General features: G+C 71.9%; 22 protein-coding genes. 12 read left to right on the forward strand and 10 right to left on the reverse strand.

Features of this window, described 5'->3' with window-relative positions:
• Positions 1-42: 42 nt before the first annotated feature.
• The 8 genes from ACWD38_RS04605 to ACWD38_RS04640 form a co-directional block, all read right to left on the reverse strand.
• The gene (locus ACWD38_RS04605) at positions 43-5,301 is read right to left on the reverse strand and encodes a type VII secretion system-associated protein (protein ID WP_450123358.1); all 5,259 of its coding nucleotides are present in this window, start codon (positions 5,299-5,301) and stop codon (positions 43-45) included.
• Between the two features lie 473 nt (positions 5,302-5,774).
• Positions 5,775-6,536, reverse strand: a complete 762-nt coding sequence (locus ACWD38_RS04610; RefSeq protein WP_184477704.1) for a CbiX/SirB N-terminal domain-containing protein — start codon at positions 6,534-6,536, stop codon at positions 5,775-5,777.
• A gap of 4 nt (positions 6,537-6,540) precedes the next feature.
• A complete protein-coding gene (locus ACWD38_RS04615) occupies positions 6,541-7,887 on the reverse strand; it encodes a sulfate adenylyltransferase subunit 1 (protein WP_450123359.1) in 1,347 nt (448 codons plus the stop codon).
• Complete coding sequence (cysD, locus tag ACWD38_RS04620) at positions 7,887-8,837, reverse strand: sulfate adenylyltransferase subunit CysD (protein WP_246456684.1); 951 nt, start codon at positions 8,835-8,837, stop codon at positions 7,887-7,889. Before cysD ends, ACWD38_RS04615 begins: the two co-directional genes overlap by 1 nt.
• Positions 8,838-8,972: 135 nt before the next feature.
• Positions 8,973-9,713 (reverse strand): phosphoadenylyl-sulfate reductase, encoded by a 741-nt coding sequence (locus ACWD38_RS04625; protein ID WP_184477706.1) that lies wholly within the window; start codon positions 9,711-9,713, stop codon positions 8,973-8,975.
• 14 nt (positions 9,714-9,727) lie between these two features.
• Entirely contained in the window at positions 9,728-9,895 is a 168-nt protein-coding gene (locus ACWD38_RS04630) for a hypothetical protein (RefSeq protein ID WP_425503525.1), read from the reverse strand.
• Positions 9,892-11,604, reverse strand: a complete 1,713-nt coding sequence (locus ACWD38_RS04635) for a nitrite/sulfite reductase (protein ID WP_184477707.1) — start codon at positions 11,602-11,604, stop codon at positions 9,892-9,894. Before ACWD38_RS04635 ends, ACWD38_RS04630 begins: the two co-directional genes overlap by 4 nt.
• Positions 11,605-11,726: 122 nt before the next feature.
• Entirely contained in the window at positions 11,727-11,819 is a 93-nt protein-coding gene (locus ACWD38_RS04640) for a putative leader peptide (protein WP_416309439.1), read from the reverse strand.
• A 114-nt stretch (positions 11,820-11,933) separates the two neighbouring features.
• On the opposite strand from ACWD38_RS04640, the gene hemW reads away from it, so the two are divergent.
• The gene (hemW, locus tag ACWD38_RS04645) at positions 11,934-13,160 is read left to right on the forward strand and encodes a radical SAM family heme chaperone HemW (RefSeq protein ID WP_450123360.1); all 1,227 of its coding nucleotides are present in this window, start codon (positions 11,934-11,936) and stop codon (positions 13,158-13,160) included.
• A gap of 26 nt (positions 13,161-13,186) precedes the next feature.
• On the opposite strand, the gene ACWD38_RS04650 is transcribed toward hemW, so the two are convergent.
• Positions 13,187-13,594, reverse strand: coding sequence for a PIN domain-containing protein (locus tag ACWD38_RS04650; RefSeq protein WP_450123361.1), 408 nt, complete (start codon positions 13,592-13,594; stop codon positions 13,187-13,189).
• Positions 13,594-13,869 (reverse strand): ribbon-helix-helix protein, CopG family, encoded by a 276-nt coding sequence (locus ACWD38_RS04655; RefSeq protein ID WP_184477710.1) that lies wholly within the window; start codon positions 13,867-13,869, stop codon positions 13,594-13,596. The genes ACWD38_RS04650 and ACWD38_RS04655 overlap by 1 nt, the downstream gene beginning before the upstream one ends.
• Before the next feature lie 190 nt (positions 13,870-14,059).
• Here ACWD38_RS04655 and hrcA point away from each other — a divergent pair, with 190 nt between their 5' ends.
• The 11 genes from hrcA to ACWD38_RS04710 all read left to right on the forward strand — a co-directional run bounded on the left by hrcA (position 14,060) and on the right by ACWD38_RS04710 (position 23,306).
• Entirely contained in the window at positions 14,060-15,085 is a 1,026-nt protein-coding gene (gene hrcA, locus ACWD38_RS04660) for a heat-inducible transcriptional repressor HrcA (RefSeq protein ID WP_184477711.1), read from the forward strand.
• A gap of 63 nt (positions 15,086-15,148) precedes the next feature.
• Positions 15,149-16,327, forward strand: a complete 1,179-nt coding sequence (gene dnaJ, locus ACWD38_RS04665; RefSeq protein WP_184477712.1) for a molecular chaperone DnaJ — start codon at positions 15,149-15,151, stop codon at positions 16,325-16,327.
• 432 nt (positions 16,328-16,759) lie between these two features.
• Positions 16,760-17,131 (forward strand): histidine triad nucleotide-binding protein, encoded by a 372-nt coding sequence (locus ACWD38_RS04670; RefSeq protein WP_184477713.1) that lies wholly within the window; start codon positions 16,760-16,762, stop codon positions 17,129-17,131.
• 257 nt (positions 17,132-17,388) lie between these two features.
• The gene (locus tag ACWD38_RS04675; RefSeq protein ID WP_184484826.1) at positions 17,389-18,435 is read left to right on the forward strand and encodes a PhoH family protein; all 1,047 of its coding nucleotides are present in this window, start codon (positions 17,389-17,391) and stop codon (positions 18,433-18,435) included.
• The gene (gene ybeY / locus ACWD38_RS04680; protein WP_184477714.1) at positions 18,432-18,989 is read left to right on the forward strand and encodes an rRNA maturation RNase YbeY; all 558 of its coding nucleotides are present in this window, start codon (positions 18,432-18,434) and stop codon (positions 18,987-18,989) included. Before ACWD38_RS04675 ends, ybeY begins: the two co-directional genes overlap by 4 nt.
• A 105-nt stretch (positions 18,990-19,094) precedes the next feature.
• On the forward strand, positions 19,095-20,420 hold the full coding sequence (locus ACWD38_RS04685; RefSeq protein ID WP_184477715.1) for a hemolysin family protein: 1,326 nt from the start codon (positions 19,095-19,097) through the stop codon (positions 20,418-20,420).
• On the forward strand, positions 20,413-20,778 hold the full coding sequence (locus tag ACWD38_RS04690) for a cytidine deaminase (protein ID WP_450123362.1): 366 nt from the start codon (positions 20,413-20,415) through the stop codon (positions 20,776-20,778). The genes ACWD38_RS04685 and ACWD38_RS04690 overlap by 8 nt, the downstream gene beginning before the upstream one ends.
• 47 nt (positions 20,779-20,825) lie before the next feature.
• Positions 20,826-21,749 (forward strand): GTPase Era, encoded by a 924-nt coding sequence (gene era, locus ACWD38_RS04695; protein ID WP_184477717.1) that lies wholly within the window; start codon positions 20,826-20,828, stop codon positions 21,747-21,749.
• Between the two features lie 129 nt (positions 21,750-21,878).
• Positions 21,879-22,346 (forward strand): CD225/dispanin family protein, encoded by a 468-nt coding sequence (locus ACWD38_RS04700; RefSeq protein ID WP_450123363.1) that lies wholly within the window; start codon positions 21,879-21,881, stop codon positions 22,344-22,346.
• 67 nt (positions 22,347-22,413) lie between these two features.
• Positions 22,414-22,890, forward strand: coding sequence for a CD225/dispanin family protein (locus ACWD38_RS04705; protein ID WP_343071237.1), 477 nt, complete (start codon positions 22,414-22,416; stop codon positions 22,888-22,890).
• Complete coding sequence (locus tag ACWD38_RS04710) at positions 22,887-23,306, forward strand: DUF2752 domain-containing protein (RefSeq protein ID WP_450123364.1); 420 nt, start codon at positions 22,887-22,889, stop codon at positions 23,304-23,306. The genes ACWD38_RS04705 and ACWD38_RS04710 overlap by 4 nt, the downstream gene beginning before the upstream one ends.
• The last annotated feature ends 88 nt before the right edge of the window (positions 23,307-23,394 follow it).

The following is a 23,394-nucleotide window of genomic DNA, read 5'->3' on the forward strand; positions in this document are numbered from 1 at the left end:
ACCGCCCGCGAAGTCCTCGCGCGCACCGGGCCCCAGGGCGCCTCAGCCCGTGTACCGCTTGGTCCAGTCCGGTGCCGTGCCGTCGGGGGTCAGGTCGGTCTCGGCGCGGCGCGCGTCGGTGATCAGCTGCTCCACCTGGTCGTGCAGCTCCAGCTGGTCGAGCCACTCCGGCGGGATCTCCGCCGCACCGCGCGCCGCTCCGAGCAGCCCGCCGCACAGGGCCGCGGTGGCGGCGGAGTCACCGGAGTGCGTCGCGGCCAGCGCGACCGCGTCCGCGAACGAGTCGGGGTGCGTCAAGGCCGCGGCCACCGCGACACCGAGCGCGGCCGGAGCGTGCCTGCCGGCCCCGAGCTTCTCCAGCGCCGGCACCGGAACCGGGCCGTGCTCGGCCAGTTCGAGCGCGTCGCGCAGCGAGCGGACCGTGTTCTCGTTGCCCTCCCAGGCCTTCAGCTCGTTGAGCGTGGTGTGCACGCTCTCGGCCAGGGTCTGGCCGTCGCGCAGCGCGGCGACCATCGCGGCGACCGCCGCAGCCGGGAGGTAGCCGTCCGGGTGGCCGTGGGTGAGCACGCCGATCGTGATGCCCAGTTCGACGGCCGCGCCGGGAGTGTCGGCGTGCAGCCCGACCACGGCGCCCCGCGCCGCGGCGGCCGCGCCGGTGGCCTGGTTCGGCGGGGTGCTCGGAGTGGGGGCGGCGCTCTCGCCGTCCCATCCGGCGAGCGCGGTGAGGGTGGCCTCGTCGGGGAACCGCTGCACGCGCAGCACGGCCTGCTCGGCGAGCGCGGCGGGCCGCACGGCGGGCTCGATCGGCGCCCCCTGGGTGAGCACCCAGTGCTGCATGGTGCCGCGCACCAGGTCCACCGGCTCGGCGCCGGGCCGGTTCAGTCCGTTGTGGACGGTGCTGCGCAGCAGTCCGTCCAGCACGAACACCGACTGCTGGCCCACCGCGGTGGACCGGCCGCGGCCGCCGAGGTACTCGGCCGGTTCGCGGACGCCGTCCGGATTGCGGCGCAGGATCGCCCGCTGGGACAGGAACGTCCACGGGGCGCCCAGCGCGTCGCCCGCGAGCACGCCCAGGGCGCATCCGGCGAGCCGGTCCAGGCGGTCCAGCGCCGCCGGGACCTCCTCGGCGAGCTCCCCGTCGGCTTCGCCCGCGGCCACCAGCTGCGCGGCGCGTTCGGCGCCGAACGCCTCCTGGAGCAGCTTGTGCAGGCCTTCGGAGAGGTCGTTGGGGGTGTCGTCCTCGCCGTCGCGGAACTTGCGCCACGCGGCGAGCAGCCGCAGTTCCTCGTCGTTGAGGCCGTCGCCGGCCTCCTCGTCGGCGGAAGCATCGGCCGGGGCAGCGGTCTCGGCAGCGGCGGGAACCTCCGCCGCGGCGGGAACCTCCGGCGTGGCCGGGGACTTCGACGGTGCGGGAACCTCCGGCGTGGCCGGAGATGTCGACGTTGCTGGGGCCTCCGGCGTGGCCGGAGCCTCCGAGACCGCGGGCGCTTCGGATGCCGCAGTAGTCGCGGAAGCCTTGGCCGCCTGCGGCGTCGCCGACGCCGGGGAGGCCTCGGGTGCCGCTGGAGTCGCGGAAGCCGGAGAAGCCTCGGGTGCTCGCGGAGCCGCGGACGCCGGAGCGGCCCCCGCAGCCGGCGGAGCGGGCTCGTCGTCGGTGATGGCCGGGATCGGGGCGAGCACCGCGGTGGTCTCCGCCGCGGTCTCCGGCACCGCCGTGCGCTGCTTCGGCTCGGCCGGGCGCTCGGGCTTGCGCGGCGGCGCCGCCTTCGCCCCGGGCGCGCTGCCCGCGGGGTAGCGGCGCAGCCACTCCGGGACCGACGGCGGGTGCTCCCCGAACTCCTCCGTCGCGTCCCGCGCGAGCTGCTCGATGACCTCGCCCAGCTCCACCCGCTGCCGCCACGCGTGCGGAACGGCGCTCGCGGTGTGCGCGGCGCCCATGATGTTCCCGCAGATCGAGGCGGTCGCGTCGCTGTCGCCGGAGTGGTTCGCGGCCAGCACCACGGCGTCGGCGTAGGAGGACGGCCGGGCGAGCGCGGCGCACACCGCGATGGCCAGCGCCTGCTCGCCGACCCGGCCTTCGCCGAGCCGGTGCTGGATCTGCTCCGGGGTGGGAGTGCCCTCGGTGGCGAGTTCGATCGCCCGGCGCAGCGCGCTCGTGGTCTCCTCGTGGCCTTCCCACCCGGACAGCTCGGTGAGCGCGCGATCCACGCCCTCCGGCAGCGATCGGCCGCTGAGCAGCTGGGCCACGATGACGGCCAGCGCGCCCGCGGGCAGGAACCCGCTCGGGTGCCCGTGGGTGAGCGCGGCGGTCGCCGCACCCACCCGGAACGTCTCGGTGGGGTCCGCCGACCAGAAACCGGCCGGGGCCGCGCGCATCACGCCGCCGCAGCCCTTGGAGTCGTTGATCCGGTTCGTCAGGGTGCCCAGCCGGCCGCTGGTGGCGTAGGCGTGCAACGCCTGCACGCAGGTGGCGCCCGGCGCGCGGCGCACGAACAGCCCCTTCTCCCGGATCAGCCAGCCGTCCGGCGGCGCGGCGGCGATCGGGCCGCCCGCTTCCTTCCAGTCGAAGCCCTGGGTGTGCAGCCAGCGCTGGTAGGCGTGCTGGACCTGCGGGGCCGGATCGGTCTCGTCGTAGAGCCTGCGGCGGATCGAGGCGCGGATCAGGCCGTCGGTGGTGAACAGGGTCAGCTGGGTGTCGTCGCTGATCGAGCCGCCGGGGCGGTGCGCGTCGACGAAGTCGACCACGCCCGCGGCTCCGTGCTTGGCGCGGATGGTCTCGATCGAGTCGTCCTCGACGGGGTAGCCGAGGGCGTCGCCGACCGCGCCGCCGAGCAGGCAGCCGAGGATGCGGGCGCCGCGCTCGGTCGCGGGCTCGCTGAGGGTGCGGGTGGGGCCGCTGTAGGAGGGCTGGGGCGTCGCCGGGCGGGTCGCGGGCTGCTGCGCCGCCGGTGCGGCCTGGGCTTTCTCCTGCGGCGGGGCGGTCTCGCCGTTCGCCGGGGAGGACGTGGGCCAGGAACCCATGGTGGGCAGCGGCGGAGTGCCGGACTTCTCGGCGTCGGCGGGGGCCTGCGCCGCCTCGTCGTCGGCCGAGTCCTCCTCGTCCGCCGGAACCGGGGGCTTCCCGGTGGTCTGCTGCGCGGGCTCGTCCGCGGAGGCCGCTTCCTCGGCGGCAGCGGGCGCGGCGGAGTCCTCGGACCCGTCCGCCGGGACGGCGGCGGCGGTCCGGCCACCGGGCGCCAGCTCGGCAGCGGAGTCCGAAGTGGACTGCGCGGCCGGCGCGGTCTCGTCCTGCTTCGCCGAACCACCCGCGGCGGACTCGGTCTTCCCGGCGGACGCGCCCGCCGGGATCGGGAACCGCGCCACCGGATCGGACTTCCCCGCGGTCGTCGCGGCGGTGCCGGTCCCGGCGTCGCCCTTCGCGGCCTGCTCGCCGCTCGCCGCCTTGGCGCCGTCCTGGACCGCGGGCTGCTCGGAGGTCCGCGCCACGGCGTTGTCCCGCACGGTGCGCGGCAGCTCGGACTCGAAGTCCAGGTCGATGAGGTCCCGCTCGGCGGGGTAGCGCTGCGACCAGGTCTCGTCGGTGCGCGGCTGCGGGCCGAACTCCACCAGCGCGTCGGTGGCCAGCTTCTCGATCGTCTCCCGCTGCTTGAGGTCGCGCAGCCACACTCCCGGCATCGCGGACACGCCTTCGCGGGCACCGACGATCGCACCACAGATGGCCCCCGTCGAATCGCTGTCGCCGGAGTGGTTCACCGCGGCCATCACGGCGGGGCCGATGCCGTCGTGGCTCAGCGCCGCGCACACGGCGATGGCCAGGGCCTCGTGCCCGGTCCAGCCGCCGCCGAGCAGGTCCTTGATCTGTTCCGCGGTCGGCGCGCCCTGCGCGGCGAGGTCCTCGGCGACCAGCAACAACCGCTCGGTCTGCTGGTGCCCGTCGCACTCGACGAGCAGGTCGCGGGCCGCGTTCAGCGCCTCCGGCAGCGCGGCGCCGCCCAGCAGGCCGTGCACCAGCACGGCGAGCACCCCGGCGGGCAGGTAGCCGCTGGGCTTCGAGCAGGTCAGCGCGGCACCGGCCGCGGCGAGCCGGAACACCTCGCGGGGGTCCTCGGACCACAGCGCGAACGGTGCCGCGCGCACCACGCCGGTGTTGTCGTCGGAGTCGTTGATGGGGCGCTGGAACGTGCCGGGCGCGCCGATGGAGGCGAACTCGCGCAGCGCGGTGATGCACTCACTGTTCGGGGAGCGCACGGCGAACAGGTCGCGTTCGGCGATGAGCCAGCCGTCGGGCTCCGGGTGCCGCTCGGCGAACGGGCCCGCCGCCCGCGACCACGCGTGGCCCTGGGTGTGCAGCCAGCGCTGGTAGCCGAGCTGGACGGCGGCCAGCGGGCCGCCGGTGGCGCCGCCCCGCGCCGCGACGTGGCCGCGGATGAGGCCTTCCAGCGTGAACAGGATCAGCTGCGTGTCGTCGGTGAACTCGCCGGGGTGGTCGCCGCCGCGCTCGTAGTCGGTGACGCCGCGCTCGCCGAAGCGGCTGCGGATCTGCTCCACCGGGTACGTCTCGATCGGTGCGCCCAGCGCGTCGCCCGCGGCGGCGGCCAGCACGCTGCCGAGGAAGCGCTGCCCCCGGTCGCTGGTGATGGGGTCCGGGGCCTGCTGCTCGGCGGTCGGCACCTTCGCGGGCTGCGTGACGTCCGGAGCGGGGTTCGCGGGTGCGGGGGTCGGAGCGCCGCGGGTACCGGCCGACTTGATCAGGTCTTCGCCGGGGATGCGTGCCTTGACCTGGCTCGTCGGGTTGATCTGCAGGTCCATGCCGGTGGGGTTGCGCTCGACGAGCTGCCTGCCGGTCATGCGCTGCCAGGTCGTCCAGTTCGCCGGGAGGTAGGCGTCCGAGGTGAACAGCTGCAGCTGCCGGCGCCCCGAGTCGTGGTCCATGGTGAACAGGCCGCTGCCCTGAGGCTGTGCGAACAGGATCAGCTCGGCGTCCAGCAGCGCCGCGAGCAGGGTGGGGGCCTGCGCGTAGCCGGTGGTGGTCAGCTGCAGCGCGCGCTCGACGTCGTTGGTCGGTGCGGGCAGCCGCAGCGCGACGGGGGAGGGGCGGTAGTTCGGGTTCGGGGAGAAGTCGTCGGTGAGCTCGCCGCGTTCGTCGACCCGGTAGCCGCCGATGAAGCCCCAGGGCGGCACTTCCGCGTTCGGGTCGCTGAAGATCGGATCCACCACGTACAGCCAGGTGTTCGGCTGTTTGGCGGCCTGCTCCCGCATGGCCGGCGTGATCACCGGCCGGCTCGGCTGCTGGGTGTTCATCTCCCGCACTCGCCCCCGACTTGTCGTTGCACCTTGATCCTTGCCGCCGAGGTTCACTGGCTCACCCGAAAGTGTGGTTTCGCGCCGCGATACCGCTCGGCTGCGCTGCGACGCGCCACCGTCGCGTAGTTGATCCGCACTCTCTCATGGCCACTTGGGGTGAAGTTTAGTGTTCCACAAAAACACCCTGCGTCAGCGAGGGTGATCTCAGCCGGAGGGGTGAGGAACCGGGCGGCTCCGGACGAACCGGGCCACCCGGCGGCGACCCGAAGTCGGGGTAACCGGGCCGCCGCCGGGCGTCGGTGCGCCCATGTCGGGGCCGCACGAACCGCATCTTGCCCGGATGGTTGCGCACCTGGGCGAACTTGTCGGAATTCCGCAAGAACGGCCCAATCCGCTGCCCCGCTCGGCGCCGCGCGCTGGGCCGAACGTCGAACCGTGAATCCGGGGATTCCGCCATGTGAGTGGCCGGATCACGCGACGCCGGTGGTGTCCTCGTCGCGGTCCAGGGCCTGCGCGTGGCGGGTGAGGACGAGCTCGGCGACGGCGGGGGAGTCGGCCATCGGCGCGGCGATCAGCGGGGAATCCCCCGCGGCGTGGGTTTCGACGGCGTCGATGACGCGGTCGGTGAGCAGGCCGGGAGCGAGGAACCAGAACGCCACCGCGATCCGGCGGGCACCGCGTTCCCGCAGCAGGGAGATCGCGGCGGGCACGTCGGGTTCGGCGGCGGTCGCGAACGCGGCGACCGCGCCCGCCCACGAAGTCCGCTGCTGCCACCGCTCGGCGACCCGCGCGACGAGCCGGTTGGCCGGGGCGTGCGCCGAGCCGACCCCGGCGAGCACCACGCCCAGCTCGGAATCCGCCGTGGTGGCACCGGTTTCGGCGAGCCGGTCCAGCGCCGCCGACTCCAGCAGCGGGTCCGGACCGAGCACGTCCGCGGTGCGCAGCCGCAACCCCGGCAGCCGCGCGCCCGCCTCGGCGACGACGGCGGGCAGGTCCACCTTCGCGTGGAAGGCGCTGCCCAGCAGCAGCGGCACGATCACCGCTTCGCGGTGCCCGTCGGCGTGCACCGCGCTGAGCACGTCGCCCACCCGCGGCGCGGACAGGTCCAGGAAGGCGGCGCGCACGTCCAGGTCGGGGCGCTCGGCGCGCACCACGTCCAGCAGGGCGTGGACGGTGCGCGCCGAGCGAGGGTCCCGGCTGCCGTGCGCGACGGCGATCAGGGCGGGCCGCACCGCGTCAGCTCGCGACGGCCGCCGCGAGCGGAGCCAGCGGCAGCCCGATCAGGCCGGCGGCCAGCGTGGTGCCGTCCGCCGGGTCGATCACCAGGAACGAGCCGGTGCGCCGGGACTCGGCGTACTCGTCCACCGGCAGCGGCTCGGCGGTGCGCAGCTGCACGCGACCGATCTCGTTGAGCTGCAACGCATCCGGAGTGTCCACACTGGCCAGTTCCTGCTCGTCGAAGCGCGCCGACAGCTCCGTCACCATGGCCTGCACGGTCCGGGTGCCGTGCTTGACCAGCACCCGCGCGCCCGGCTGCAACGGCTTCTCGGCCAGCCAGCAGACGGTGGCGTCGAGCTCGTCGATGACCCGCGGCGCGGAGTCCGCCGCGGCGATCAGATCGCCCCGGGACAGGTCCACGTCGTCTTCCAGCAGCAACGTCACCGAACGCCCTGCCGCAGCGCGCGGCACCGGCCCGTCCGGAGTGTCCACTTGGGACACTCGAGTGCGGATGCCCGCGGGCAGCACGACGACCTCGTCGCCCCGCGCGATCACGCCCGCCGACACCTGGCCCGCGTAGCCGCGGTAGTCCGGGAGCTCGGCCGTGCGCGGCCGGATCACGTACTGCACCGGCATCCGGAACGGCGCGTCGAACGGGTCCGGCGCGACCGGCACCGTCTCCAAGTGCTCCAGCAGCGCGGGCCCCGAGTACCACGGGGTGCGCTCCGAGCGCTCCACCACGTTGTCGCCGTGCAGCGCCGACACCGGGATCGTGACCACGTCGTCGTCGGCGTAGCCGAGCGCGCGGGCGTGCCCGGCGAACTCCGCGGCGATGCGCTCGTAGATCGCGCCGTCGTAGTCCACCATGTCGATCTTGTTGACGGCGAGCACCAGCTGCGGCACGCCCAGCAGCGCCAGCACCGCCGCGTGCCTGCGGGTCTGCTCGATGACGCCCTTGCGCGCGTCCACCAGCAGGATCGCCAGCTGCGCCGTGGACGCGCCGGTCACCGTGTTGCGGGTGTACTGCACGTGCCCCGGGGTGTCGGCGAGCACGAACGTCCGCTTCGGCGTCGCGAAGTACCGGTAGGCCACGTCGATCGTGATGCCCTGCTCGCGCTCCGCGCGCAGGCCGTCCACCAGCAGCGACAGGTCCGGCGTCTGCAGGCCCCGGTCCGCGCTGGCGCGGTGCACCGCGTCCAGCTGGTCGGCCAGCACCGACTTCGTGTCGTGCAGCAACCGGCCCACCAGGGTCGACTTGCCGTCGTCGACCGAACCGGCAGTGGCCAACCGCAGCAGGTCCGTGTGCACCGGCAGCACCACTTCGGCACCGGAATCCGGTGCGGTGCGGGTCGTGGTCTCGGTCATCAGAAGTAGCCCTCCCGCTTGCGGTCCTCCATCGCGGCCTCCGACATCCGGTCGTCGGCCCGCGTCGCGCCGCGCTCGGTGAGCCGGCTCGCGGCGACCTCGGCGATCACGTCGTCCACCGTGTACGCCTCGGACTCCACGGCGCCCGTGCAGGAGCCGTCGCCGACGGTGCGGTAGCGGACGATCTTCTCCTCGACGGTCTCGCCGTCGCGGGCGCCGCCCCACGGTCCCGAGGTCAGCCACATGCCGTCGCGCTGGTACACCTCGCGGCGGTGCGCGTAGTAGATGTCCGGCAGCTCGATCTTCTCGCGCTGGATGTAGCGCCAGATGTCGAGTTCCGTCCAGTTCGACAGCGGGAACACCCGCACGTGCTCACCGGGACGGTGCCTGCCGTTGTAGAGGTTCCACAGCTCCGGGCGCTGGCGGCGCGGATCCCACTGGCCGAAGGCGTTGCGCAGGCTGAAGATGCGCTCCTTCGCCCGCGCCCGCTCCTCGTCGCGCCTGCCGCCGCCGAAGACCGCGTCGAACTTGTTCTCCGTGATCCCGTCCAGCAGCGGCGTGGTCTGCAGCGGGTTGCGGATGCCGTCGGGGCGCTCGGTGAGCCTGCCGTCGTCGATGTAGTCCTGCACCGAGGCCACCACGAGCCGCAGGTCGTGCTTCGCGACGAGCCGGTCGCGGAACGCGATGACCTCGTCGAAGTTGTGCCCGGTGTCCACGTGCAGCAGCGGGAACGGCACCGCCGCCGGGCGGAACGCCTTGATCGCCAGGTGCGCCAGCACCGTCGAGTCCTTGCCGCCGGAGAACAGGATCACCGGCCGGTCGAACTCCCCTGCCACCTCGCGGAAGATGTGGATGGCCTCGGACTCCAGGGCGTCGAGGTTGTCGACCTGCGGCGGTGCCCCCGTGGACACCGGGTCCTCCGGCAGGTCGAGCTGTTGCTCGGCGGTCATACCCATCCTCTCCGGGTGTGCGTGCAGGCGAGTCCTTGCACGGTGGTCCTAGTCCTGTGGCTCGTCAGCGAGGAAGCCGCTGCGGTTCCGCTGATCGATCCGCCGCGCGACTCGATCCGCAAGGACTCCTTCTGATCAGCCGTGCAGGCCGCATTCGGTCTTCGACGTTCCCGCCCAGCGCCCGCTGCGCGGGTCGGCGCCCGGCGCGGGCTTCGCCGTGCACGGCGCGCAGCCGATCGACGGGTAGCCGGCGGGCACCAGCGGGTTCACCAGCACGCCGTGCTGCTCGATGTAGGCGTTCATCTCGTCGTCGCTCCACGCCGCGACCGGGTTGATCTTGACGAGGCCGTTGCGGTCGTCCCAGGTCACGATCGGCGTGTTCGCCCGCGTCGGGGCCTCAACCCGGCGCACCCCGGTCACCCAGGCCTCGTAGCGGGCCAAGGTGTCGCGCAGCGGCACGACCTTGCGCAGGAAGCAGCAGCGCCCCGGATCGCGGTCGTGCAGCTTCGGGCCCTCCGCCGCGTCCTGCTCGGCCACCGACTGCGCGGCCTGCGCGTTGACGATGTTCACGTCGTAGACCTGCGCCACCGCGTCGCGGGTGCCGATGGTCTCGGCGAAGTGGTAGCCGGTCTCCAGGAACAGCACGTCCACGCCCGGCTGCTGCTTCGCCGCCAGGTCGACCAGCGCGGCGTCCTGCATGTTGGAGGCGACGATCAAGCCGTCGCCGAAGGTCTCGGCGGCCCAGCGCAGCGCCTCCTCGGCGCTCGCCTCGGCCAGGCGGGGAGCGGCCTCCTCGACCAGCGCGCGCAGCTCCTCGTCGCTGCGGCGCACGCCGATGCCGGTGGCGGGGATGTCCGTGGTGGTCTCAGCAGTCATGAGTCTCCGTCTCCTCAGCCGCTCGCCAGTCCGACGAGCCGTACGGTGAACACCCGCAGGCAGGCCGTGCATTTCCAGGCGCCCGCGGGTTCCGCCTCCGGAACCAGTTCCTCGTCGCCGCAGTAAGGGCAGTAGAACGGCACCATCCGGCCTTCCGGCGCGGCACCGCCGTCGGCACTCACTTGAGCGAGTCCTCTTCGGCGCGGCCCACCCACTGCGCGAACCGCTCGTCCTGCTCGCGCTGGGCGAGGTAGTTGCGCACCAGGCGCTCCACGTAGTCGCCGAGATCGGTCGAGGTCACCTTGTGCCCGCGGATCTTGCGGCCGAACCCGGCGTCGAGGCCGAGCCCGCCACCGAGGTGCACCTGGAAGCCCTCGACCTGGTTGCCCTCGTCATCGCGCACCATCTGGCCCTTGAGTCCGATGTCGGCGGTCTGCGTGCGGGCGCAGGCGTTCGGGCAGCCGTTGAGGTTGATCGTCACCGGGTCCTTGACGTCGCCCTGGACGTCGTCCAGCCGCCGCTCCAGGTCGTTGATCAGGTCGATGGCGCGCTGCTTGGTCTCGACGATCGCGAGCTTGCAGAACTCGATGCCGGTGCAGGCCATCACGTTGCGCCGCCACGGCGTCGGCGTGCTGTGCAGGCCGAGCCCGGCCAGGTCCGCGACCAGGCCCTCGACCTGCTGCTGCGGCACGTCCAGCACCAGCAGGTTCTGCTCCACGGTGGTTCGCACGCGGGCGGATCCGACGCGCTCGGCGGCCTTCGCGACCTCCACCAGCGTCGAACCGCTGACCCGACCGGCCTGCGACTTCACGCCGACGTAGAAGTTGCCGTCGACCTGCGGGTTCACCCCGAGGTGGTCGCGGTGCCCGCTCGGCGTCTCCGGCTTGGGACCGTCGAGCAGCTTGCGGCCGAGGTACTCGTCCTCGATGACCTGCCGCGTCTTCTCGGCGCCCCAGTCGTCGACGAGGAACTTCAACCGGGCCCGGTGCCGCAGCCTGCGGTAGCCGTAGTCGCGGAACAGGGAGGTCACCGCGTGCCACACCTCGGCGGCCTCCTCGATCGGCACCCAGGCGCCCAGCCGCACGGCCAGCTTCGGGTTCGTCGACAGGCCGCCGCCGACCCACAGGTCGAAACCGGGGCCGTGCTCCGGGTGCTCCACGCCGACCAGCGAGATGTCGTTGATCTCCGGCACGGTGTCCCAGCGCGGGGAACCGCTGATCGCGGTCTTGAACTTGCGGGGCAGGTTCGACAGCGACCTGTCACCGATGTAGCGCTCGGTGATCTCCTTGATCGCAGGGGTGGCGTCGATGATCTCGTCCGCCGCGACCCCCGCGACGGGGGAGCCCAGCAGCACTCGCGGGCAGTCGCCGCAGGCCTCGGTGGTGTAGAGGCCGACCGACTCCAGCTTCTCCCAGATCGTCGGCATGTCCTCGACCCGGATCCAGTGCAGCTGCACGTTCTGCCGGTCGGTGATGTCCGCGGTGTCGCGGGCGTAGGTCTGCGAGATCTCACCGACGACGCGCAGCTGCTCGGTGGTCATCGCGCCGCCGTCGACGCGGACTCGGAGCATGAAGTAGGAGGCGTCGAGCTCTTCCGGCTCGATGGTGCCGGTGCGGGCCCCGGGGATCCCGGCGGCGCGCTGCGTGTAGAGACCCCACCAGCGGAAACGTCCGCGCAGGTCGGCGGGGTCGATGGAGTCGAAGCCGCCGTGCGCGTAGATCGTCTCGATCCGGTGGCGGACGTTGAGCGGGTTGTCGTCCTTCTTCGACCGCTCGTTCGCGTTCAGCGGTTCGCGGTAGCCGAGCGCCCACTGACCCTCACCACGCGTCTTGCCCTTGCGGGCTGGGGCGCGGCGCTCGGTACGGCTTTGAGCTTCCGTCGGGGGGACCATGGCCCGACCTCCGTGGTGGTGGACGAGGCACTCGGGTCGACGCCGCGCGGAGGCCAGTCAGGAGGTCTCGCAGTCGGCGTGTCCCCGGCGCCGACTGGACAGTTCGGAACGCGACGGCGGGTTCAGCCCGTAAGACGGCACAGTGCGCTGGAGACCCGTCGCAGATCCAGGTAGCGACGAGCGACCAACAGCAGCCTTGTTGCGGGCGCACCCATGACGGCCAGCGTGCCACGCGTCCACCCTGTGGTCCAACGTCAACCGGATAGTGAGACGAGGGTCAAACTCCGGCGCGCTCCGGCTGCTCACGCGCACTTTGGGACACTGGACGGGTGCCTTCGCAGCCACCACCAGGTGAACCGGCTCCGCCGGACGGATCACTGCCCGCGAGCGCCCTGACCGGGCTCGGCGAGCGCCCCTTCGGCGTGTACGTGCACGTCCCGTTCTGCGCCACGCGCTGCGGCTACTGCGACTTCAACACCTACACCGCCGATGAGCTGGGCTCTTCGGGTGGTTTCGCGGACTGGCTGGACGGGCTGCGCGCCGAACTCGACCTCGGCGCGCGGGCGCTGGCCGCCGGCGGCGGGACGGTTCCGGCGGCCCGCACCGTGTTCGTCGGCGGCGGCACGCCGTCACTGCTCGGCGCGGAGCGGCTCTCCTCCGTGGTGTCCGCCATCCGGGATTCGTTCGGCCTCACCGCCGACGCCGAGATCACGACCGAGTCCAACCCCGAGTCGACCTCGCCGGAGTTCTTCGCCGGCATCCGCGAGGGCGGCTACAACCGGGTCTCGCTGGGCATGCAGTCCGCCGCCGAGCACGTCCTGCGGGTGCTGGAGCGCAACCACACTCCGGGACGAGCCGTGACCGCGGCGCGCGAGGCGCGGGCGGCGGGCTTCGAGCACGTGAACCTGGACCTGATCTACGGCACGCCGGGGGAGACCGACGACGACCTGCGGGCCTCGCTGCGCGCGGTGCTCGACGCGGGAGTGGACCACGTCTCGGCGTACTCGCTGATCGTCGAGGACGGCACCGCGATGGCCCGCAAGGTGCGCCGCGGCGAGCTGCCGATGCCGGACGAGGACGTGCTCGCCGACCGCTACGAGATCATCGATTCGACGCTGGCCGAGGTCGGTCTGCGCTGGTACGAGGTCTCCAACTGGGCCACCGGCGACGCCGCGCGGTGCGCGCACAACCTCGGCTACTGGCAGGGCGGTGACTGGTGGGGCGCCGGTCCCGGCGCGCACAGCCACGTCGGCGGCGTCCGCTGGTGGAACGTCAAGCACCCGGCCCGCTACTCGGCGCTGCTGGCGGAGGGCCGTTCCCCCGCGCACGCCAGGGAGCTGCTCGACACCGAGGACCAGCGGGTGGAGCGGATCATGCTGGAGCTCCGCGTCGCCGAAGGACTCCCGCTGTCCGCGCTCACCGCCGACGGGGTCCTGGCCGCGAAGCAGGCCGCCGAAGACGGCCTCCTGCGCCCGGACGCCCTGAGCACGGGCCGCTGCGTGCTCACCGACCGCGGCCGCCTCCTCGCCGACGCCGTCGTCCAACGCCTGCTGTGAGCATCAGCGCGGCGGAATCCCGCGTTCTAACCAGGGGCGCTGACCAAGATGCCGTTTTTCACGGTTGCGTCCGCAAGCCGCGCGGCGTAAGTGATCATCAGGTCCGCGTCCAGCGCGATGGCCGCGGCGAGATGGATCGCATCCAAAGACCGCAACAGGTCCGGCTCGACTCGGCGGGACAGATTCATGATCTCTGAGTCCAGCGGATGTTCGGCGATCCCGGACATGGCGGCGCGAAGATCGTCGGCCACTTCCTGGTACGACATGGAGCCTCTGTTGCGCAGTGCGCGGGCGACTTCCGTCCACGCCAGCGACGTCGAGACCAGCAGCACGCCCTCGCGGTGGAACCGGTCGATCTCCTCGGCAAGCGGTTCGGACTCGGCTTCCCGCACCGCTCTTTTGAGCAGGGCGCTGCTGTCCACGTAGACGCGCATCAGAAGCGGTCGTCACGGTCGAGCAGATCGCTGCTGTGCTGCCCGGGCGGGAGCGTCTTCGTGGGGACGACCTTCCGGTAGACGCCTCGCGGTGGGAGCACCTTTCCGGAGGTGATCAAGTGGTCCCATTCGTGCTGCGGGGCTCGCGCATCGCCGATCCCCAGGAACTGATCGACCGCCGCGCGGAGCAACTCCTGCTGGGAGCGGCCGGTCCGTTCCGCCTCTGCGCGCAGGGCGGCCTCGGCTTCGGGGCCCAGTCGAAGATTGAGAGCCATACCTGGATGGTACCGAAATCGGTGCCATATTCGGTACCACGATCGAGGGAGGTTGCGGCTCCCTCCTTCTCGAGGGAGCCATGCCGAGGCGGATTCCAGCTGAGGGCGTCGGGGCGTGGGGGCGAGCACCGTAAACTTGACGGGAGACGCACCGGGAGCGGTGTGCGGCCTGGGGCGATGCGGAGGTGACGTGGTGAACGCCGATCAACGGCGGTTCGAGGTCCTGCGGGCGATCGTGGCCGACTTCGTGTCGACCAACGAGCCGGTCGGCTCGAAGGCGCTGGTCGACCGCCACAACCTCGGCGTCTCCAGCGCCACCGTGCGCAACGACATGGCCGCGCTCGAAGAGGAAGGGTTCATCGTCCAGCCGCACACCAGTGCCGGACGGGTGCCCACCGACGCGGGCTACCGGCTGTTCGTGGATCGGCTGCACGAGATCAAACCGCTCACCGCCGCCGAACGCCGAGCCATCGACGCCTTCCTGGAAGGCGCTCTGGACCTCGACGACGTGATGCGCCGCAGCGTGCGGCTGCTGGCGCAGCTGACCCAGCAGGTCGCGGTGGTGCAGTACCCGACGCTGACGCGGTCGACGGTGCGCCACGTCGAGGTGGTCACGATCACCCCGGCGCGGCTGATGCTGGTGCTCATCACCGACACCGGCCGGGTGGACCAGCGGATGGTCGACCTCGGCGACGTGATCACCGACGATGACGTGGCCCGGCTGCGCAACGTGCTGAACTCGGCGATGACCGAGAAGCGGCTCGCGGACGCCTCGGCGGCCGTGGCGGAACTGCCGGACCAGGCGCCGCCGGAGTTGCGCGACGCCATGACCCGCGTCGCGAGCGTGCTCATCGAATCCCTCGTGGAACATCCCGAGGAACGCATGGTGCTCGGCGGCACGCCCAACCTCACCCGCAACGTCACCGACTTCCCCAACTCGCTGCGCCAAGTGCTCGAAGCGCTCGAAGAGCAGGTCGTGGTGCTGAAGCTGCTCGCGGCGGCTCGCGATTCGCGGACCGTCACCGTGCGCATCGGGATGGAGAACGAGGCCGAGGAGATGCAGACGACGTCGGTGGTGTCCACCGGCTACGGCACGCATGGGATGGTGCTGGGTGGCATGGGTGTCGTCGGCCCCACCCGGATGGACTATCCGGGAACGATGGCGGCGGTCCGCGCCGTTGCCGCTTATGTGGGTGAGATCCTGGCAGGCCGTTGACGCCTAGCCGGACGACTACTCGTCCACGTGAACTCGCAGACCTAGCAGAGGAAGATCGCACAGGTGGCCAGGGACTATTACGGGACCCTCGGGGTGGCCAAGGACGCTACGCCGGAGCAGATCAAGCGCGCTTACCGCAAGCTCGCCAGGGAATTGCACCCCGACGTGAACCAGGAGGCCAACGCCCAGGAGCGGTTCCGTGAGGTGACGACCGCCTACGAGGTGCTGTCCGATCCGAAGAAGCGCCAGGTCGTGGATCTCGGCGGTGACCCGCTGTCCCAGGGCGGCGGCGACGGTGGCATGGGCGGTGGTGACCCGTTCGCCGGTTTCGGCGGCCTCGGCGACATCATGGACGCCTTCTTCGGCGGCTCCGGTGGCGGCGGAGGTGGCGGGCGCGGCCCGCGCAGCCGCGTGCAGCCGGGCTCCGACGCGCTGCTGCGGCTGGAGCTGACGCTGGAGGAGTGCGCCAGCGGCGTCAACCGGGACATCACCGTGGACACCGCGGTGCTCTGCGACTCCTGCGACGGCGGTGGCTCGCGCGCGGGCAGCGCCCCGTCGACCTGCGACACCTGCGGGGGTCGCGGCGAGGTGCAGTCGGTGCAGCGCTCCTTCCTGGGCCAGGTCATGACTTCGCGCCCGTGCCCGGTGTGCCGCGGCTTCGGCGAGGTCATCACCGACCCGTGCCAGCAGTGCAGCGGCGACGGCCGGGTGCGCGAGCGCCGGACGATCACCGTCAAGATCCCCGCGGGGGTCGGCGACGGCATGCGGGTGCGGCTGGCCGGTGAGGGCGAGGTCGGACCGGGCGGTGGCCCGGCGGGCGACCTGTTCGTCGAGGTCGAGGAGCAGCCGCACGACCGGTTCATCCGGGACGGCGCGGACCTGCACTGCAACGTCGCGGTGCCGATGACGGCCGCCGCGCTGGGCACGGTGCTGACGCTGGAGACCCTCGACGACACCGAGGAGCTCACCGTGGAGCCGGGCACCCAGCCGGGCACCGAGCACGTGCTCACCGGTCGCGGTCTGCCGAAGCTGCGCTCCAACGGGCGGGTCAGCGGGCACGGCGATCTGCACGTGCACCTCGACGTGCAGGTGCCGACGCGGCTCGACGAGGAGCAGATCGAGCTGCTGCGCCAGCTGGCGACGCTGCGCGGCGAGGAGCAGCCGGAGCCGACGGTGACCGCGAACGGGAACGGCCAGCGGCAGGGGCTCTTCTCCCGGTTCAAGTCCTTCGGGCAGCGCTGAGTCCCGATCGTGATCTCGCCGCCGGCCCTGGTCCGCTCTCGCCTCGACGAGGCACCTGACCAGGCCCGGCGGCGACCGCCGTTCGGGTACTTTCGGCGACAATCGCTTCACTGGATTGGAGTAATGGCCACGCGTTCGTGCGTTTTCTAGCGCGCGGGGATGACGCGGGGTTACGGTGGCTCGGATGCCTGAGGATCACGGGATTCACCGCCTCAGGTAGCTCGCACAGCGAGCCCAACCGGGCGCTCGCCGGACACTCCCCCCTCGGTCCGGCGAGGCCGCGCCGTAGCCGGGCCACCCCCAGCCCCACTACGGCGCGGCACCCGGCTCGGGGGAATTCCTCCAGGCACGGCGCCGATCACGCGCGTCGCGCGAAGACCCGTCCGGCGGGCGGAAGTCCGGGACGCGGGGTGCGCGGATAGCCTTCCCGGCATGACCGACAGCGACCTGGATTCCCTGTTCCTGCGCATCATCGCCGGGGAGATCCCCGCGGACGTCGTGCACGACGGCGAGCGGGTGCTCGCGATCCGCGACATCAACCCGCAGGCGCCGACCCACGTGCTGGTCGTGCCGAAGACGCGCTACCGCAACGCGGCCGAGCTCGCCGCCGCCGACCCCGGCCTGCTCGCCGAGCTCGTCAGCGTCGCCGGCGACATCGCCGAGCGCGAAGGCATCGCCGAGTCCGGGTACCGGCTGCTGTTCAACACCAACGCCGACGCCGGCCAGACCATCTTCCACGTGCACCTGCACCTGCTCGGCGGCGAACCGCTCGGCGGGCTCACCGGCGGCCCGCTGAAGGGCTGACCGGTCGAGGAGGGCGGGAACGGCGACGCGTCCGCGTTGCCGGTTGCTCTACCATCGAGAGCAGGAAGAAACGACCGACTTCGCGCGCCGAGCGCAGAAAGCAGGCCCGAACACACGTGGCCGGAATCGCAGCGGGTGGATCCGCCCAGTCCGGACAACAGCAGTCCAGGGACGTTGAGAACCAGCAGGGCAGCGCAGCGCCGGACGGGACCGCGCGCAACGGCACGGCGCCGGAGCAGGACCTCTCCGCCCAGCGCCTGTCCGCGCAGCAGAACCGGCCGCAGGACCGGCCCGTCCAGTCGAAGGTCACCGTTCCGGACAGCGCCGTGCTCGCGCTCGTGGGCACCCGCGACGCGAACCTCCGCGAGGTCGAAGACCTCCTCGTCGCCGACGTGCACGTGCGCGGCAACGAGGTCACGTTGACCGGTGACCCCGGCGACGTCGCCTTCGGGGAACGGGTGTTCGCCGAGCTCATCGCGATGGTGGACAAGGGCGGCCAGCCCGGACCGGACGCGGTGCGGCGCGTGGTGGACATGCTCTCCGCCGACGACGGCGAATCGCCCGCCGACGTGCTCAGCCTGGACATCCTGTCCCGGCGCGGTCGCATCATCCGCCCGAAGACGCTGAACCAGAAGCACTACGTCGACGCGATCGACCAGAACACCGTGGTGTTCGGCATCGGTCCGGCGGGGACCGGCAAGACCTACCTGGCGATGGCGAAAGCCGTGCAGGCCTTGCAGTCCAAGCAGGTCAACCGGATCATCCTCACCCGGCCCGCCGTCGAAGCGGGGGAGCGGCTCGGGTACCTGCCGGGCACGCTCTACGAGAAGATCGACCCGTACCTGCGGCCGCTGTACGACGCGCTGCACGACATGATCGACCCCGAGTCGGTGCCGCGCCTCACGCAGGCGGGCACGATCGAGGTGGCGCCGCTGGCCTACATGCGCGGACGCACCCTCAACGACGCGTTCATCATCCTCGACGAGGCGCAGAACACCACGCCGGAGCAGATGAAGATGTTCCTGACCCGGCTCGGGTTCGGGTCCCGCGTCGTGGTCACCGGCGACGTCACCCAGGTCGACCTGCCCGGCGGGCAGCGCAGCGGCCTGAAGGTCGTGCGCGAGATCCTCGACGGGGTCGACGACGTGCACTTCGCCGTGCTCGACAGCGGGGACGTGGTACGTCACCGGCTGGTCACCGACATTGTCAACGCCTACGACCGCTGGCAGGCCGAGCAGGACGCGGACTCCGAGCAGTTCACGCGCCGCTCCGGTCGCGGCGGTCAGTTCCGGGAACACGCATGAGCATTGAGATCGCCAACGAATCCGGGGTCGAGGTCGACGAGGGCACCATCGTCGCCGTGGCCCGCTACGCGCTGGACCGGATGAGCGTGAGCCAGCTCGCCGAGCTGTCCATCGTCCTGGTCGAGCTGAACGTGATGTCCGACCTGCACGAGCGCTGGATGGACCTGCCCGGTCCGACCGACGTGATGGCCTTCCCGATGGACGAGTACGACTCGTCGCGCCGCCCGGACGCCGCCGGGTCCGGCCCGGCGCTGCTCGGCGACATCGTGCTGTGCCCGGCGTTCGCGAAGGACCAGGCGCGCAAGGCCGGTCACGAGCTGATCGACGAGCTGCACCTGCTCACCGTGCACGGCGTGCTGCACCTGCTCGGCTACGACCACGCCGAGCCGGAGGAGGAGCGCGAGATGTTCGGGCTGCAGAACCGGATCCTCGCCGACTACCGGACGGCTCGGGACGAGGCGGAGCGCGCCGCCGCGCAGCGAGACGCGGACAACCGGGTGCTGGGGGCCGTGGGACTGGACCAGGGCGCCGAGCCCGACGTCCCGCGCGACTGACGGTGGTGGCCGCACGAGTGGTGCCGCCGGTGAGCGGAACAGGACGACGACGGGCGGGCCGGCCGGGGGCGGGCTTCGCGGGGTGAAAAGGCGGAGATCGTGTTCATGAGTTCGGCCGCACTGGTCGTGTGGGCTGTGCTGTTGGTCCTGGGGGCCGGGGTGTTCGCGGCGGCCGATTCGGCCGTGGGCACCGCTTCGAGGGCGCGGGTCGAGGAGCTGGTGCGGGAGAACCGCGGCGGCGCCAGGCAGCTGGCGCTCGTGCTCGACGACCGGCCGCGGCACGTCAACCTGCTCATCCTGCTGCGCCTGGCGTGCGAGCTGGGGGCCACGGTGCTGGTCGCCGTGGTCGTGCAGCGCGGGGTCGAGTCGGACGCGCTGGCGGCGCTGTTCGCGATCCTGATCATGCTCGTCGTGTCGTACGTGCTGGTCGGAGTGGGGCCGCGGACCATCGGCAGGCAGCACCCGTACGGGGTGGGCCTGCTGGTCGCGGCACCGGTGCGGGTGCTGGCGAGGGTGCTCAACCCGCTCACCCGGCTGCTGATCCTCATCGGCAACGGGCTCACCCCCGGCCGCGGGTTCCGGGAGGGGCCGTTCTCGTCGGAGGTGGAGCTGCGGGAACTCGTCGACCTGGCCGGTGAGCGCGGCGTGGTCGCCGCCGGTGAGCGCGAGATGATCCACTCGGTGTTCGAGTTCGGCGACACCATCGCCCGCGAGGTCATGGTGCCCCGGACCGAGATCATCTGGATCGAGCAGACCAAGTCCGCCCGCCAGGCCCTGGCGCTGTGCCTGCGGTCCGGTTTCTCCCGCGTGCCGGTGATCGGGGAGAGCGTCGACGACATCGTCGGCGTGGTGACGCTGCGCGAACTGACCCAGGCCCTCGCCGAGCAGGGCGACCTGAACCAGGCGGGGCCGGACCTCGGCGAGCTGATGCGTCCGGCGAGCTTCGTGCCCGATACGAAGCGGCTCGACGAGCTGCTCAAGGAGATGCAGCTGTCCCGCAGCCACCTGGCCATCGCCGTCGACGAGTACGGCGGCACCGCCGGTCTGCTCACCATCGAAGACGTCATCGAGGAGATCGTCGGCGAGATCACCGACGAGTCCGACCTCGAAGAGCACCGGCCGATCGAGCACCTCGACGACGGCACGGTCCGGGTGTCGTCCCGGCTTCCGGTGGAGGACCTGGGCGCGCTCTACGACGTGGAGCTGGACGGCTCCGAGGTGGAGACCGTCGGCGGGCTGCTCGCCCAGCGCCTCGGCCGGGTCCCGCTGCCCGGTGCCGAAGCCGAGATCGAAGGCCTGCGGCTGCGCGCCGAAGGCGGCAAGGACCACCGCGGCCGGATCCGCATCAACGCGCTGCTCGTGCGCCGCGCGAACGGCGAATCCGCATCGCACCGCGGTGCCGACCAGGAAGGAAGCAGCACCCGTGGCTGAGCAAGTGCAGGAATCCGCGGCCCCGCAGGAACTGGCCCCGGAGGACGCCAAGATCGTGACGCTGGCCCGGTCGGCCCGCGCGCGCATCGGCGCCGCCGAAGGAGCCGCCGTGCGCGACACCGACGGCCGGACCTACGCGGGCTGCACGGTGGAACTGGCCTCGCTGCGGCTGACCGCGCTGCAGGTGGCGGTGGCCACCGCGGTCGCCAGCGGTGCCGAAGGGCTGGAGGCCGCCGCGGTGGTCACCGACGCGCCGGAGGTCTCCGCCGACTCCGCCGCCGCCGTGCGCGATCTCGCCCCGTCCGCTCCGGTGCTGCGCGCCGACGCGAGCGGTGCGGTCGCCGGAGTGCTGCGCTGAGCAGGGCCGGTTCGTCCGCGGGCGTGCCCGGCGGTGACAATGGGCGGGTGAGCAGCACTTCAGACGCAGGTTCCGCCGATGAGCACCGTTCCGGGTTCGCCTGCTTCGTCGGCCGCCCCAACGCGGGCAAATCCACGCTGACCAACAGCCTCGTCGGCTCGAAGGTGGCGATCACCTCCAGCAAGCCGCAGACCACCCGGCACGCGATCCGGGGCATCGTGCACCGGCCCGACGCGCAGCTGATCATCGTGGACACGCCGGGACTGCACCGGCCGCGCACGCTGCTCGGGCAGCGGCTCAACGACCTGGTCTACGAGACCTGGTCCGAAGTGGACGTCGTCGGTTTCTGCGTGCCCGCGGACCAGAAGGTCGGCCCCGGCGACAAGTTCATCGCCGAGCAGCTCGCCAAGGTCGCCCGCCGCACCCCGGTGCTCGGCGTGATCACCAAGACCGACCTGGCCACCAAGCAGCAGGTCGCCGAGCAGCTGCTCGCGCTGCAGCAGCTGATGGAATTCGCCGACCTGGTACCGGTTTCCGCGGTCGACTCCTACCAGATGGACACCCTGGGCGACCTGCTCGTGGGGCACCTGCCGGAGGGCCCGCAGCTGTACCCGGACGGCGAGCTCACCGATGAGCCGGAGGAGACGCTGATCGCGGAGATGATCCGCGAAGCCGCCCTGGAAGGCGTCCGCGACGAACTCCCGCACTCGCTCGCGGTGAGCATCGAGGAGATGAACCAGCGCGAAGGCCGCGACGACCTGGTCGACGTGCACGCGATCGTCTACGTGGAACGGCAGAGCCAGAAGTCGATCGTGATCGGCCGCAAGGGCGAGCGGTTGCGCGAGGTCGGTTCGCAGGCGCGCCAGCACATCCAGCGGCTGCTGGGCAGCAAGATCTACCTGGACCTGCACGTCAAGGTGGCCAAGGACTGGCAGCGCGACCCGCGACAACTGCGCAAGCTGGGGTTCTGATCACAAGTTCGCCGCGGATTTTCCGGAAACGCCCTCGGCGAACGTTCCACTCGATTACTTTCCTGCTCAGGTCGACGCGCCAGCCGCGCGACCGACATGACTTTCTGGGAATCGATCTAAGGAACCACCGTGACGAATCCGTACGGCGGCCCGCCCTCGGGGCCGAACCCGCAGCAGCCCCACGGCCAGCAGCCCTATGGTCAGCAGCCCTACGGACAGCCGGGCGGGCAGTACCCGCAGTCCGGTCCGCAGCCGGCTCAGCCCTACGGGCAGGCGCCGTACGGTCAGCAGCAGCAGCCCTACGGGCAGCCCGGTTATGGCGCGGGCGGCCCGCCGAACAACAACATCGGCTGGGGCATCGGCTCCATCTTCCTGTGCTGGCCGTTCGCGATCCCGTCGCTGATCAAGGCCACCTCGGTCCAGCAGCTGTGGCAGTCGGGGCAGGCCCAGCAGGCGCAGGAAGCCGCCGACGAGGCGAAGAAGTGGGGCAAGATCGGCATCATCGCCGGTGCCAGCCTGTGGGCCGCGCTGATCCTGTTCTACATCATCATTTTCGTCGTGATCATCGGTGCCGGGGCCAGCTCGTCCAGCTACTGAGGTCGTACGGCCTGCCGTCCTCGGACGGCAGGCCGTTGTTCCTGCTCCACCCCGTGAAAGGACCGCTGTGACCAACCCCGACCCCGGAGCCTCGGGCCCGATCGGTGATCCCGGGCAGACCGGGCAGCCCGGGGCCGATCCTTACGGTTCCTACCCGTCGCAATCCGATCCGGCGCAGGCGGCCCAGTTCCAACCGGTGCCGTACCAGCCGGCGGTCTACGGCCAGCCGAATCCCGCTTCGCTGCAAGCGCAGGCCGGGCTGGCACCCGGCGTGCCGATCAACAACAACCTCGGCTGGGCGATCGGCGCGATCATCGCCTGCTGGCCGTTCGGCATCCCCGCGCTGATCAAAGCGCTGAACGTGAACACCCAGTGGATGCAGGGCCGCCCCGACCTCGCGCAGCAGAGCGCGGACGAGGCGAAGAAGTGGGGCAAGATCGGCGTGTTCGTCGCGGCCGGATTCCTCGGCCTCTACGTCCTGTCCTTCATCGGGTACTTCATCTTCCTGTTCGCCGTCCTGGGCGTGGGACTCGCCGGATCATGATCAGCGCGCGGGGGCGGGCGATGGTGCTGCCCGCCGCCACCGTGCTCATCGGTGGCGCGGGCCTCGCAGCCGTGTGGTTCGCCGATCCGACCTCGGACGCGGGGTTCCCGCTGCCGCCGTGCCCGGTCAAGTGGCTGTTCGGACTCGACTGCCCCGGCTGCGGCTGCGCCCGCATGATCTACAGCCTGCTGCACGCCGACCTGCTGCCCGCGTTGCAGTACAACGCGCTCGCGCTGCTGTTCATCCCGTTCTTCGCGTGGTCCTGGACCGGCTGGGCCCTCGGCAGGTGGCGGGGCCGCGAAGTCAGGACCTGGGAGAACTGGCGGTGGTCGCCGATGGCGGCCCTCGTCCTGCTCGGGATCTGGTCCGTCGTGCGCAACCTCCCGTTCGCGCCGTTCACGTCGCTGTACGTCTGACGCACCGAGCCCGGCCGCGGTCGGACGTCGGTGAACACCCTGCGTTCGCAGGAAGCGACTCACCCGGAGCAGTCGGGTAGCCCGGTAG

The sequence above is a fragment of the Saccharopolyspora sp. NPDC002578 genome (genome assembly GCF_053592695.1).

What these genes read in the sequence shown, in the direction of transcription:
- ACWD38_RS04650 (WP_450123361.1), bottom strand. Translation starts at nt 13,594, where the DNA reads ATGCGCGTCTACGTGGACAGCAGCGCCCTGCTCAAAAGAGCGGTGCGG.
- ACWD38_RS04670 (WP_184477713.1), top strand. Translation starts at nt 16,760, where the DNA reads ATGACCGACAGCGACCTGGATTCCCTGTTCCTGCGCATCATCGCCGGG.
- ACWD38_RS04640 (WP_416309439.1), bottom strand. Translation starts at nt 11,819, where the DNA reads ATGGGTGCGCCCGCAACAAGGCTGCTGTTGGTCGCTCGTCGCTACCTG.
- ACWD38_RS04605 (WP_450123358.1), bottom strand. Translation starts at nt 5,301, where the DNA reads ATGAACACCCAGCAGCCGAGCCGGCCGGTGATCACGCCGGCCATGCGG.
- ACWD38_RS04710 (WP_450123364.1), top strand. Translation starts at nt 22,887, where the DNA reads ATGATCAGCGCGCGGGGGCGGGCGATGGTGCTGCCCGCCGCCACCGTG.
- ACWD38_RS04685 (WP_184477715.1), top strand. Translation starts at nt 19,095, where the DNA reads ATGAGTTCGGCCGCACTGGTCGTGTGGGCTGTGCTGTTGGTCCTGGGG.
- ACWD38_RS04615 (WP_450123359.1), bottom strand. Translation starts at nt 7,887, where the DNA reads ATGACCGAGACCACGACCCGCACCGCACCGGATTCCGGTGCCGAAGTG.
- ybeY (WP_184477714.1), top strand. Translation starts at nt 18,432, where the DNA reads ATGAGCATTGAGATCGCCAACGAATCCGGGGTCGAGGTCGACGAGGGC.
- ACWD38_RS04625 (WP_184477706.1), bottom strand. Translation starts at nt 9,713, where the DNA reads ATGACTGCTGAGACCACCACGGACATCCCCGCCACCGGCATCGGCGTG.
- ACWD38_RS04635 (WP_184477707.1), bottom strand. Translation starts at nt 11,604, where the DNA reads ATGGTCCCCCCGACGGAAGCTCAAAGCCGTACCGAGCGCCGCGCCCCA.
- cysD (WP_246456684.1), bottom strand. Translation starts at nt 8,837, where the DNA reads ATGACCGCCGAGCAACAGCTCGACCTGCCGGAGGACCCGGTGTCCACG.
- ACWD38_RS04655 (WP_184477710.1), bottom strand. Translation starts at nt 13,869, where the DNA reads ATGGCTCTCAATCTTCGACTGGGCCCCGAAGCCGAGGCCGCCCTGCGC.